This is a genomic window from Microbacterium sp. UBA837 (assembly GCF_002296025.1).
GTDB lineage: Bacteria > Actinomycetota > Actinomycetes > Actinomycetales > Microbacteriaceae > Microbacterium.
The window spans coordinates 20,483-32,784 of sequence record NZ_DBHD01000109.1; the positions used below are offsets into that span (position 1 = coordinate 20,483).

The 12,302-nt window shown below is 66.1% G+C and carries 12 protein-coding genes; 7 read left to right on the forward strand and 5 right to left on the reverse strand.

The window, feature by feature from the left end; genetic code table 11:
* Nucleotides 1–23: 23 nt before the first annotated feature.
* From B3587_RS08170 to pepN, 5 genes are all read right to left on the reverse strand, one after another.
* Nucleotides 24–473, reverse strand: coding sequence for a globin (locus B3587_RS08170; protein WP_292727754.1), 450 nt, complete (start codon nucleotides 471–473; stop codon nucleotides 24–26).
* Nucleotides 470–1,549, reverse strand: coding sequence for a mechanosensitive ion channel family protein (locus B3587_RS08175; RefSeq protein WP_228178200.1), 1,080 nt, complete (start codon nucleotides 1,547–1,549; stop codon nucleotides 470–472). Before B3587_RS08175 ends, B3587_RS08170 begins: the two co-directional genes overlap by 4 nt.
* Before the next feature lie 64 nt (nucleotides 1,550–1,613).
* Nucleotides 1,614–2,417, reverse strand: coding sequence for an ABC transporter permease subunit (locus B3587_RS08180; protein WP_228178201.1), 804 nt, complete (start codon nucleotides 2,415–2,417; stop codon nucleotides 1,614–1,616).
* The gene (locus tag B3587_RS08185) at nucleotides 2,414–3,325 is read right to left on the reverse strand and encodes an ABC transporter ATP-binding protein (protein WP_228178202.1); all 912 of its coding nucleotides are present in this window, start codon (nucleotides 3,323–3,325) and stop codon (nucleotides 2,414–2,416) included. The genes B3587_RS08180 and B3587_RS08185 overlap by 4 nt, the downstream gene beginning before the upstream one ends.
* Before the next feature lie 102 nt (nucleotides 3,326–3,427).
* A complete protein-coding gene (gene pepN / locus B3587_RS08190) occupies nucleotides 3,428–5,971 on the reverse strand; it encodes an aminopeptidase N (RefSeq protein WP_228178203.1) in 2,544 nt (847 codons plus the stop codon).
* A 188-nt stretch (nucleotides 5,972–6,159) separates the two neighbouring features.
* Here pepN and B3587_RS08195 point away from each other — a divergent pair, with 188 nt between their 5' ends.
* From B3587_RS08195 to B3587_RS08225, 7 genes are read left to right on the forward strand one after another with little or no spacing between them, the layout of a single operon-like run.
* Nucleotides 6,160–6,972 (forward strand): BCCT family transporter, encoded by an 813-nt coding sequence (locus B3587_RS08195; protein WP_228178204.1) that lies wholly within the window; start codon nucleotides 6,160–6,162, stop codon nucleotides 6,970–6,972.
* On the forward strand, nucleotides 6,923–7,897 hold the full coding sequence (locus tag B3587_RS08200) for a BCCT family transporter (RefSeq protein WP_414683127.1): 975 nt from the start codon (nucleotides 6,923–6,925) through the stop codon (nucleotides 7,895–7,897). Before B3587_RS08195 ends, B3587_RS08200 begins: the two co-directional genes overlap by 50 nt.
* 26 nt (nucleotides 7,898–7,923) lie before the next feature.
* Nucleotides 7,924–8,454: a ribose-5-phosphate isomerase gene (locus B3587_RS08205; protein ID WP_228178206.1), complete on the forward strand. Its 531-nt coding sequence runs from the start codon at nucleotides 7,924–7,926 to the stop codon at nucleotides 8,452–8,454.
* The gene (locus tag B3587_RS08210; RefSeq protein WP_292727760.1) at nucleotides 8,454–9,452 is read left to right on the forward strand and encodes an Fpg/Nei family DNA glycosylase; all 999 of its coding nucleotides are present in this window, start codon (nucleotides 8,454–8,456) and stop codon (nucleotides 9,450–9,452) included. Before B3587_RS08205 ends, B3587_RS08210 begins: the two co-directional genes overlap by 1 nt.
* A 30-nt stretch (nucleotides 9,453–9,482) precedes the next feature.
* On the forward strand, nucleotides 9,483–10,112 hold the full coding sequence (locus B3587_RS08215; RefSeq protein ID WP_292727762.1) for an FMN-binding negative transcriptional regulator: 630 nt from the start codon (nucleotides 9,483–9,485) through the stop codon (nucleotides 10,110–10,112).
* The gene (locus B3587_RS08220) at nucleotides 10,109–11,605 is read left to right on the forward strand and encodes an amidohydrolase (RefSeq protein WP_292727764.1); all 1,497 of its coding nucleotides are present in this window, start codon (nucleotides 10,109–10,111) and stop codon (nucleotides 11,603–11,605) included. The genes B3587_RS08215 and B3587_RS08220 overlap by 4 nt, the downstream gene beginning before the upstream one ends.
* 53 nt (nucleotides 11,606–11,658) lie before the next feature.
* Complete coding sequence (locus tag B3587_RS08225; RefSeq protein WP_292727766.1) at nucleotides 11,659–12,198, forward strand: gamma carbonic anhydrase family protein; 540 nt, start codon at nucleotides 11,659–11,661, stop codon at nucleotides 12,196–12,198.
* Nucleotides 12,199–12,302: the final 104 nt, after the last annotated feature.

Genomic DNA, 12,302 nt, shown 5'->3' on the forward strand with positions numbered 1-12,302 from the left:
GTGGAATACCGTCGTCGTGTGTGTCAGTTCTCGGAGGTCAGCGGGATGTCTGCGCGACCGCCAGCCCCGGGCCCGATCTCGGTTCGTTCGAACGTGTTCACCATGGCATGCGCGGCACGACTCAGGTAGTCCCAGAGGGTTTCTTCGTGCAGGGGCGACAATCCGACCTCGTCGACGGCGGCGCGCATGTGTGCGAGCCATCGGTCGCGTGCGTCAGGATTCACCGGAAAGGGTGCGTGCCGCATCCGAAGGCGGGGATGACCCCGCTGCTGGCTGTAGGTCGTCGGTCCGCCCCAATACTGTTCGAGGAACATCAAGAGGCGCTCCATCGCCGGCCCGAGGTCCTCTTCGGGGTACATGGGCCGCAGCACCGGGTCACCGGCGACCCCGCGGTAGAAGCCATCGACGATGCGCACGAACGTCTCATGTCCGCCGACTGCCTCATAGAACGACTGCTGCTCGGGCGTGCTCACTGCTCTGCTTCCCCGGATGCCTCGGAGTCGGCATCCGTTTTCTTACTCGTTCGCTTGGCTCGCCACACGGGCCGATCCGGAACCCCGGGCTGCGCGATGGGGGTGGGTTTGGTCCGGGGCGGGTTGGCGCCACGCACCCTGCCGGCCGTCTCGAGACCGGACAGCATGATGGAGTTCATCTGCGGCAGGGTGAGTCCGAGCCCATCGATCGCGCGCTTGAGTCTCATGCGCAGTTCGCGCGCGACGTCGTCCTTCGCCCCTGCCCGTGTCTTGATCACGATCCGGATGACCAACGCGTCGCCCGAGACCGACTCCAGCCCCCACACTTCGGGATCCTCGATGATGCGGCTGCGCCACTTCGGCTCCTGTGCGAGAGCGCGCGCGGCATCCAGCATCGCTTGTTCGACCTCGTCGACATCGGCATTCACCGGTACGGCGAGGTCGATGATTGCGCGCGACCATCCCTGTGACATGTTGCCGATGCGGGTGATTTCGCCATTGCGCACGAACCACAGCGTGCCGTTGACGTCGCGAACCTGGGTGATGCGGACACTCACGTATTCGACGACGCCGGTGGCAAGCCCCAGGTCAGCGACGTCACCGATGCCGATCTGGTCTTCGGCGACGATGAAGATCCCGTTGAGCACGTCTTTGACGATGTTCTGTGCGCCGAAACCGAGGCCGGCCCCGATGGCCGCGCTCAGCAACGTGAACGAGCCCATCACCTGAGGTCCCGCGAGGATCAGGATGATCAGCAGAATCGCGACGATCACGACGGTGACGTTCACGATGTTCTGCAGGATCGACCCGAGGGTGCGGGTCCGCTGCACGACGCGAACGGATGCCAACGGCGACCGTTCGAGCGCCTGCGTGTCGTCGACGCGAGCGCGGGATTTGGCGCCTTCGACCACCCGACGAACGACCCGACGGATGATCAGTCGCAGCACCCAGACGACCACCACGGCGCTCACGAGGACGATCGCGACCTGCAGGAGCGTGCCGCCGATCTCGCCGAGTATGGCGAGGAAGCTCTCCCACGGGGTCGCGGGTGCCGGGGCGGTCTCGAACTGGCGCATCACGAGAATCCTAGGACTCTCGTCTCAGCGTTGTCGCCGGGTTCGGACCGCCCCGGTTCATCGCTCACGCGTCGCGGCTGCGCAGCAGCACCCACCCGCCGATCAACGGGAGGATCGCCCAGCCGATGAGCGTGAGAAGGGGTGCGACGACGTCGGTGGCTCCAACGGCCGTGAGCGTCGAAGCTGCGGTCATCGGCAGGTAGGCGCCGAGATCCACGAGCCACTGCCAGCTCTCGCCAGCGAGCGAGAACAACTGGAAGACGATGGGAAGAACGAACAGGATGCCGACGGTGATCGCGATGGCGCCGGCGCCGTTTCGCACGATGAACCCGACGCCGAGTCCCAACAGTGTGAACGAGACCATCGAGAGCACCCCGTAGGAGAGCGGAATGATCGAGTCCGCTGGCGTTCCCCAGTCGATGCCCGTGGCCAGCAATGGCGCGGTGGCTGCGATCGCCACGGCGTAGGTGACGGCTGTGGCCAGGGCCATGATCACTCCGATGACCACGGCCTTGGCGATCAGCACGGCTCCGCGGCGGGGCTCCGCGGTAAGCGTCGAACGGATCATGCCGGTCGAGTATTCGCCGGTGATCACGATCGCACCGAGGATGCCGGCTACGAGCATCGTGAACTGTGTCGGCGACAGGATCGCCGAGATGGGAGGCAGTGGGTTCGGAAAGTCCCGGGAGCTCGCTGCAATGAGGCACGAGATCGCCAGGGAGAGAACGAGAGCGATCCCGAGCGACCACCACGTGGAGCGCAGGGTTGTCACTTTGATCGCCTCGCTGCGCAGCAAGTTCGCACCGTTGAGGCGGTGCGTGCCGGCGTGTTCGACCGTTCGAGTGGGGGTGGCAGTGGCGGTGGTCATGCGATCTCCTTCGTCCGGTACTCGACGGCCTCGCCGGTGAGAGCAAGGTAGGCATCCTCGAGAGAACCGGCATGGGGCGTGAGTTCGTGCAGCGGGATGCCGCGAGCCGCGGCAAGATCGCCGATGCGTGCAGCTGTCAGCCCCGTGATCGTCGCAAGCTCCGGTTCGTTCGAGGTCACGGTGACCTCCGATCCTTCTATTTCGCTGATGAGCTCGGTCAGCCGAGGCGATCGCACTGTCACGGCTGTGCTCGTCCATTCCTGAACGAGGTCGGGCAGATCACCCTCGGCGAGAACCTTGCCGCGTCCGAGCACGACGATGCGGTCTGCTGTCTGTGCCATCTCGCTCATGAGATGACTCGACAAAAGCACCGTACGTCCCTCACCCGCGACATAACGCACGAACTGCCGTACCCACCGCACGCCCTCGGGATCCAGACCGTTCACCGGCTCGTCCAAGATCAACGTGTGCGGGTCACCGAGCAGTGCGGTTGCGATCCCCAGACGTTGTCCCATACCGAGCGAGAAGGTGCCGGCGCGGCGACCGGCCACAGAGGCGATACCGGTCAGTTCGATGACTTCGTCGACCCTGGCCCGACCGAAACCGTGGGTTGCAGCGATCGCGCGCAGGTGGTTACGGGCGGACCGCCCCGTGTGAACAGCTTTCGCGTCGAGGAGAACGCCCACTTCCGTCAGAGGCGCCCGCATCGACTGGTACCGCGCGCCGTTCACGGTCACGCGACCAGCGGTCGGACGGTCAAGGCCCACGATCATCCGCATCGTGGTGGATTTGCCCGCCCCGTTCGGGCCGAGGAACCCGGTGACCTTCCCCGGCGGCACGGTGAAGGAGACATTGTCTACGGCGAGTTTGTCTCCGTAGCGTTTCGTGAGCTGCTCTGCAACGATCATGCCTCCACGCTACGGAGGTCACCGCCGAGAAACATCCATCGCAAGGCGGACACGAGCGCGGGGGAAGTACTACCGAAGTGGTGCTTCCCCCGCGTTGATACGTCAGAGCGCGTCGCGCTCCTGGACCGCAAGGGCGCGTTCCACGCCGGCGAGGTTTTCTGCCACAAGCCGGCGCAGCGCCGCTGGCGCTTCCCCGTTGGCGGAGAGCCACGCGCGTGTCGCGTCGCGGAGCTTCGCGTTTGCCAGCGGCGCGGGGTACAGGCCCAGCACGAGGTACTCGGCGATCTTGTACGTGCGCGACTCCCAGACGGGAAGCAACATCGCGAAGTACTGGTCCACGAACTCGTCGAGCAGCAGCACACCGGCGGGGTGCGTGAAGCCGAGACCTGCGGCGCGTACGAGCGTGTTGGGCAGGCGATCCGAGTCGACAAGCGATGACCACGCCGCGTTCTTCGCCTCCGGCGTCGGCAGCGCAGCCTTGGCCTGCGCGGCGAACTCAGCGCCCTTGGCGGTGTTGTCGCTAGCCAGCGCCTCGTCGATGACGCCCTCGGTGATCACTCCGCCCGCGGCGAGCGACACGAGCAGCTGCCACGACAGATCAGTGTCGATCGTGAGCCCATCGAGGGTGATCTCTCCGGCGCGCAGGGCGCGCACCGTCTCCCAGTGCTCGGGGGTTGCAGCCGCGCTCGCGAACGCGGTGACGAACTGCAACTGGCTGTCGCTGCCGGCATCCGCTGCCTGCGCGAGCGCCCACAGCCCATCTGCGACCTTGTGACGCGACGCGTCGCGCTTGTCGGGGGTCACGTACGAGTTGGCCGCCAGCTGCAGCTGCGCGAGAGTCGTTCGCACCGTGGTCGATTCGGTCTCGGAGGCGATGTTGCCGAGGACCAGGTCGATGTAGTCGGACGCCGAGGCTTCGGCATCCCGCGTCTGATCCCACGCGGCACCCCACACCAGTGACCGGGCAAGCGGGTCGGAGATCTTCGAGAGATGGTCGATCGCCGTCTGCAGCGACCGCTCGTCGAGGCGGATCTTCGCGTACGCGAGGTCGTGGTCGTTCAGGAGAACCAGGTCGGGGCGGGTCAGGCCGACGAGCTCGGGAACATCGGTGAGGTCTCCGTCGACATCCAGCTCCGTGAAGTGGGTGCGGACGAGTTCACCGTTCTGCAGGTCGTAGAAGCCGACGCCGAGGCGGTGGGGCCGGATCGTCGGGTAGTCCGACGGGGCCGTCTGGACGATCTTGAACGCCGAGATCGTGCCGTCTGCACCCTCGACGATGGCGGGGGAGAGGGTGTTGACGCCGGCGGTCTCGAGCCACTTCTTCGACCACTCGGTCAGCTCGCGTCCACTGGTCGTCTCGAGCTCGGTCAGCAGGTCGCGAAGCTCCGTGTTGCCGTACTCGTGCTTGCGGAAGTACGCCCCGACACCGGCGAAGAACTCGTCGATGCCGACCCAGGCTGCCAGCTGCTTGAGCACCGACCCGCCCTTCGCGTAGGTGATGCCGTCGAAGTTCACCTGAACGTCTTCGAGGTCGCGGATCTCGGCGACGACGGGGTGGGTGGAGGGGAGCTGGTCCTGGCGGTAGGCCCAGGTCTTCTCCATCGCATTGAACGTCGTCCAGGCCTCGGTCCACTCGGTGGCCTCGGCCGTCGCAATCGTCGAAGCCCACTCGGCGAACGACTCGTTGAGCCAGAGATCGTTCCACCACTTCATGGTGACGAGGTCACCGAACCACATGTGGGCAAGCTCGTGGAGGATCGTGACGACGCGGCGCTCCTTGACGGCATCCGTCACCTTGCTGCGGAAGACGTACACCTCGGTGAAGGTGACTGCTCCCGCATTCTCCATGGCTCCGGCGTTGAACTCCGGGACGAACAATTGGTCATACTTCGCGAACGGGTACGGGTAGTCGAACTTGTCCTCGTAGTAGGCGAAGCCCTGGCGGGTCTTCTCGAAGATGTAGTCGGCGTCGAGGTACTGCCACAGGCTCTTGCGCGCGAAGATGCCAAGCGGGATGACGCGACCCGAGGCGCTGGTCAACTCGGAGAACGTCGACTCATAGGGGCCGGCGATCAGTGCCGTGATGTAGGACGAGATCCGCGGCGTCGGCTCGAACTCCCACGTTGCGACGCCCTCGCCGCTGGGTACGGGCTCGGGGGTCGGGGAGTTGGAGATCACCTTCCACGACGCGGGAGCGGTCACGGTGAACTGGAACGTCGCCTTCAGGTCGGGCTGCTCGAACACGGCGAAGACGCGACGCGAGTCGGGCACCTCGAACTGGGTGTAGAGGTAGACCTCGCCGTCGACGGGGTCGACGAACCGGTGCAGGCCTTCGCCGGTGTTCGTGTATTCGCAGTCGGCGACGACGACGAGTTCGTTCTCGAGCGCGAGTTCGTCGAGCGCAATCCGGGAGTCGGTGAACGCCGAGGCCGGGATGCTGCGTCCGTTGAGCGTGACGGAGTGGACGCGTCGGGCGATCAGGTCGATGAAGGTCGACGCGCCCTCGGTGGCGGTGAAGCGCACGGTGGAGGTCGACCGGAACACCTCCGGGCCGGTGGTCAGATCCAGCTCGACCTCATAAGACTGCGTGTCGAGGACGCCGCGACGCTCCTGCGCTTCGATGCGGGTGAGGTTTTCTCCAGGCACTTTCGGATGCTCCCAAGTGTGTGAGGGGTTCATGGATGCCGCGAAACGGCCTCGCGCATTGTGGGCGCGACAACCCCCAAGCCTACGCCGCGACCTCCTCGCAGCCGCGCGACCAGCGCAGGAGGCGGTATAGCGTTGAGCCGACGTTTACCTGACGAGTGAGTGCACACGGAATCAGGGAGACCTCGATGGCGCGGACCAATGACGGTGCGGGGACGAACGGACCTGTCAAGCGAGTGCTCCGCGAGGTCAACACCCCAGAGCTCGAGCGCGGCATCCATCCGGCGCTGATCCCCGGCATCGGTGTTGAACAGACGGGGCGCCGATCCTCAACGAATGTGACGGTCTTTCTCACGGCGGGCGTCTTCGTCGCAGCGGTGATCATCTGGGCGATCGTGTCGCCGGCAAGTCTACAGTTCGTCGGCAGCACCGCGCTCGGCTGGGTGACGACGAACTTCGGCTGGCTGTTTTCGACGCTCGCCGTTCTCGTCCTGGGCTTCATGCTCGTGATCGGCTATGGCCGCACAGGCGGGGTGCGCCTCGGTGCTGACGACGAGAAACCCGAGTTCTCGACGATCTCGTGGATTGCCATGCTCTTCTCGGCCGGAATGGGGATCGGACTGCTGTTCTATGGTCCGCTGGAACCGTTGTCATTCTTCGTCGACCCACCGCATGGTTTCACCGTCGAGCCGGGCACGACTGATGCCATGGAGACAGCCCTCGCGCAGACACTGTTCCACTGGGGCCCGCTGGCGTGGGGGTTCTACGCTCTCGTCGGCGCCGCTATCGCCTACGGCGCGTACCGGCGTGGTCGCGCGCCGCTCATCTCCGGGATTTTCGAGCCCCTGTTCGGCCGCCGGGTGGACGGCTGGGCTGGTGGCGTGATCGACATCTTCGCGATCATCGTCACGCTCTTCGGTGCTGATCGTCACCTTGCTGCCGTCGGGCCTGGTGACCTTCTTCAGCGACCTCGGCATCATGATGTCGCGCAACTCCTTTGAAGGTGAGGATGCCGCATCCTTCATGGCGTCCTGGACTACCTACTACTGGGCATGGTGGATCTCGTGGTCGCCCTTCGTGGGGATCTTCATCGCGAAAATCTCGCGCGGCAGGACGCTGCGCGAGTTCGTCACCGTCGTCATCCTCATTCCCTCGGCCGTCTGCTTCGTGTGGTTCACGACCCTCGGCGGAACGGCGATGTGGATGGAGCAAGAGGGAGTCGGGCTCAGCGAGCTCGCCCAACCCGAGGACGTGCTGTTCGGAGTGCTCGGGGAACTGCCACTGGGTGCCCTGACCTCGGTGGTCGCGATCATCTCGATCGTCGTCTACTTCGTCACCTCTGCCGATTCCGCCTCGATCGTCATGGGGTCGATGAGTCAGCGCGGGAAGCCGGAGCCATCCTCGTGGGTGACCATCACCTGGGGTGTGCTGCTTGGTGGGGTCGCTGCGGCGCTCTTGGTGGTCGGCGGTGCGACAGCGCTGCAGGGGCTGCAGTCCATCATGATCGTGACCGCCTTGCCATTCGCGCTCGTGATCATCGGAATCATGATCGCGTGGGCGAAGGAACTGCGCACAGACCCGTACGTGCTCCGCCGGAAGTTCGCTCGTGCAGCGATCGCGCAGGGGGTCCGGCAGGGCATCGCCGAACACGGCGATGACTTCGTGTTCGACGCCACCGAGGTCGGCTCGGGCGAGGGTGCGGGAGCGTGGCTTGATTCGACGGATCCCGAGCTCACCGAGTGGTACACGACAGCGACGCAGGAGATCGACGTGGTCGATGCTGACGACGTTGCACGCACCCTCGAGCCGGGCCGCATCCAGCCGAAGGGGCCTGACCGTCCCGACCACGAGGCATCCGGCGACGCGTCCCTCGTGACACGCGAGCGGCGGCCGAAACCCGCTGAGGACGACACCCCGCAGACGTGACGTCAGTCGCTTCTAGGATGGGAACCATGCGCATCCACATCGCCACCGACCACGCCGGTATGGAGTTCTCCACGCAGCTCCAGCACCACCTCGCCGAGCAGGGTCACGAGGTCATCGACCACGGCCCTATCGAGTACGACGCCGTCGATGACTACCCGTCGTTCTGCATCCGTGCCGCCCTCGGCGTCGTCGCCGATCAGAGTGCGGGCATCGAGGCTCTCGGCATCGTGTTCGGTGGCTCAGGCAACGGTGAGCAGATCGCTGCGAACAAGGTGCGCGGCATCCGCGCAGCCCTCGTCTGGAGCATTGCGACTGCCGAGCTCGCCCGGCAGCACAACGATGCGAACGTCATCGCGATCGGAGCGCGCCAGCACTCCTTCAGCGAGGTCGTGACCTTCATCGACCGGTTCATAGAGACGCCCTTCTCGAACGAGGAACGTCACGTGCGTCGCATCGGCCAGATCGCCGCGTACGAGGCTGACGGGTCGCTCCTGCCCGACCCGCGGGATGTCGCGAACACCGCCGCGACCGACTCGTTCGACCCGGAAGCTGGTTGATGCCCGAGGGTCATTCCGTTCACCGGATCGCTCGGCAGTTCGCTCGCAACTTCGTCGGTCGCGCTGTGCAGGCATCCAGCCCGCAGGGTCGCTTTGCCGACGGGGCCGCAGCGCTCGCAGGCCGGGAAATGCTCGAGGCGCGTGCGGTCGGCAAGCAGATGTTCCTGCGCTTCGATGGTGACCTGTGGCTGCGTGTGCACCTCGGCATGTACGGTGCGTGGGACTTCGCCGGCGTGATCGACGCCGATCCCACCATCGCCTCCGCGAACGGGCGGATGGGACAGACCAACCAGCGCGGCACGGTGATCGACGAGCCGATCATGGATGCCGCGGGCGAGAACTCGCTCACCTCGATCGGCGCGCCCCGGCGCGCGCGCGGTCACGTGCGGATGTCGGAGCAGACGACCGGGCTGCCCGATGAGGAGGGTCAGTGGCCGCCCCCAGTGGTCGGCCAAGTTCGTCTGAGGCTGCTCACCGACGAGACCTGCGCCGATCTGCGGGGACCCACAGCCTGCGAGCTGCAGACGCCGGACGAGGTCGCCGCATCGCTCGCCAAGCTCGGACCGGATCCGCTCGTGGACGACCTCGCCGAGGGTGAGGAGCTGTTCACCGCGCGCGTGCGACGCGCCCCGACGCCCATCGGGCTGCTGCTGATGGACCAGTCGGTCGTCAGCGGAATCGGAAATGTCTATAGAGCTGAACTCCTGTTCCGGGCTCGGCTGAACCCTCATACCCCGGGGCGCGACGTGCCCGAAGAGACGGTGCGAGCACTCTGGCGCGATTGGACCCGGCTGCTCGCCATCGGCGTTGAGACCGGCCAAATGATGACAATGGATGACCTCGATCCTGACGCCTATCGTCGCGCCATGGCCCACCGCGGCGACCGTCACTGGGTCTACCACCGCGCCGGGTTGCCCTGCCGGGTCTGTGGCACTGCGATCGTGGTCGAAGAGGCCGCGTCGCGGAAGCTGTACTGGTGCCCCAGGTGTCAGGCGTGAGCCTGGATCCGACCACCTTAGGCTGAATGCATGCGGCAGAATCCGAGCTTCGCCATGACCGACGTTGGCGAGTTGCGACGGATCGTTGAGCAGAATCCGTGGGCGACCCTGGTCAGTTCGACGGATGACGGTCTCGTCGCCTCCCACTACGCGGTGCTCCTGGATGACACTCGTGACGATCTCACCGTCGTCGGTCACGTCGGCAAGCCCGACGACCTGATCCACGACCTCGGGGCTCGCGAGTTGCTGATCATCGTCCAAGGTCCGCACGGCTACATCTCGCCCGGCTGGTACGGCGACCGGCCGAGCGTGCCGACCTGGAACTTCGTGACAGTGCACCTGCGGGGAGCGCCGGAACTGCTGTCGACCGACGAGAATCTACGGGTGCTCGACCGTCTGGTTGCGCGTTTCGAGACCCCGATGCCCGAGCCTCGGATGCTGTGGGAGCGTCCGAACGATGCTGATTTCGTCGAGCGACTCGAGCGCGGCACCGTCGGCTTTCGCCTCACACCGACGTCGGTGACGGCCAAGCGCAAGCTCAGCCAGAACCGGCCCGTCGAGCTCGTCGACCACATCATCCGTGAGCTCGAGGATGACGGTCCGCATCACAATCCGCCGCTTGCCGCAGAGATGCGCCGCGCGAATGACGCTCGCGCATGAGTGCCGTGGGCGCGACAGTGTCGACCATCGTCGGCGCACGGATCACGGGGCCGGGGAGCGAACTTCTGCCGGTCGAGGGCGCGTATGACGTGTTCATCGAGGGTGGCCGCGTCACGGATCTTGCTCCTACCGGCGCTGTTCGTCCGGTCGGTGAGGTGCTGCAGGCCGGCGGTGCGTGGCTGATCCCGGGCCTGTGGGACCACCACGTGCACACGGTGTCAGCTGCCCTCACTCGACAGCGTGAGCCGCTCGGTGGTGCCGAATCAGCGCACCATGCCGCACACATCATGTCGAGCGCCAGGCTGCTCGGTCGTGGCATCCGGGTCGGCGCTGGCTTTCGGGATGCTTTCTGGCCCGATGAACCGACGCTCGAGATGCTGGATGCGGCCACGGGCACCATTCCTACCTACCTGATCAACGCGGACCTGCACAGCGTGTGGCTGAACTCCGCTGCCTTCGCTCGTGAGCAGATCACGCCCCCGGATGCGTCGGGGATGCTGCGCGAGGAGCCGGCGTTCGAGATCACGCGTCGGCTGGCTGCCGCAAGCCCCGACGACGCCGACGAGGCTGTCGCCGACCTCGCCCGGCATGCTGCGGCGCGCGGCGTTGTCGGAATCATCGATCTCGACATGGCCTGGAATGCGGATTCCTGGTCTCGCCGTGTCGCGGCTGGCTTCGATTCCTTGCGCGTGAAGTTCGGCACCTACCCCTCGCAGCTGAGCCGGCTCATCGAGACGGGGTGGCAGAGCGGCGAGCGCCTCAGCGAGCTGATCACGGTCGGCCCGCTGAAGGTCATCACCGACGGGTCGCTCGGAACCCGGACCGCCGCGTGCTCGCATCCGTATCCGGGTGACCCGCACAATCATGGGGTCCTGACCATCCCGCCCGCCGACCTTGTCGCGCTCATGACGGATGCCACGGCTCACGGCATCTCCTGCGCCATCCATGCGATCGGCGACCTGGCGAACACCCACGCGCTCGACGCCTTCGCGGCAACCGGCGCGACAGGAACGATCGAGCACGCGCAGTTGGTTGCTGCCGTCGACATCCCCCGCTTTGCGCGGTTGGGTGTCGGTGCGAGCGTCCAACCCGAGCATGCCCTCGATGACCGGGATCTCTCCGACACCATCTGGTCTGCCCAGATCGCGCGTCCCTATCCCTTCCGGGAACTGGTGGACGCCGGCGCGAATCTGCTCTTCGGGTCCGACGCCCCAGTGGCGCCGCTCGACCCGTGGGCGGCGATGGCATCGGCGATCTATCGCACCCGCGACGGACGTCCACCGTGGCAGGTCGAGCAGGCCATCGACGCCCGCGTCGCACTGGCCGCGTCGACACACGGGGGATCCGCCGCCCCGGGTCGCATCGAACCGGGGACTGTTGCGGACCTGGTCCTGTGCGCCCAAGACCCGCTGACAGCATCCGAGTCGGATCTTCGCACGATGCCGGTGCGAGCTACCCTGCTCGGTGGCCGCGTGACACACCTCGAGGACTGAATCCCTCGTACTGCGGCTGGCCGGGCCGAGTAGCGCTGATCTACTGTCGGAGCATGACCTCAGATTCCGCATCCGTTCTTTCCGTCGCCGGGCTGAGTCCCGAAGTCGACGAGTCCGCGTTTCTGGCCGCCGGTGCGCGCGTGATCGGTGATGTTCGACTCGGGCCCGAGTCCAGCGTCTGGTACAACGCGGTGCTGCGCGGCGACAGCGCCTCGATCACGGTTGGCGCCGGCTCGAATCTGCAAGACAACGTTTCGGTCCATGTGGATGCCGGCAGCCCGGTGGTCATCGGCGAGAACGTCTCGGTCGGACACAACGCCGTGGTCCACGGCTGCACGGTCGAAGACGGATGCCTCATAGGTATGGGATCCGTGATCCTCTCCGGCGCCGTGATCGGCGCTGGATCGCTCGTCGCCGGGGGAGCGCTCGTTCTCGGCGGCACGATCATCCCACCCGGATCGATGGTCGCCGGCGTCCCCGCGAAGGTGCGGCGTGAACTGACGGACGAGGAGAAGCTCGGCATCCTGCGTAACGCCGAGGTCTACCGTGCCGGTGTCCTCGCGCATCGCGAGGCCCGGGACGCGGGGGAGTAAGACTGCCGTTAGCTGGAGGGGGCGACGGGAATCGTCCCCACCGCCACTCCACACGCCGCTGCGCGGCGCGCGGAGCCTCGGGCGGCGTGGGCCCACCCTGCGGG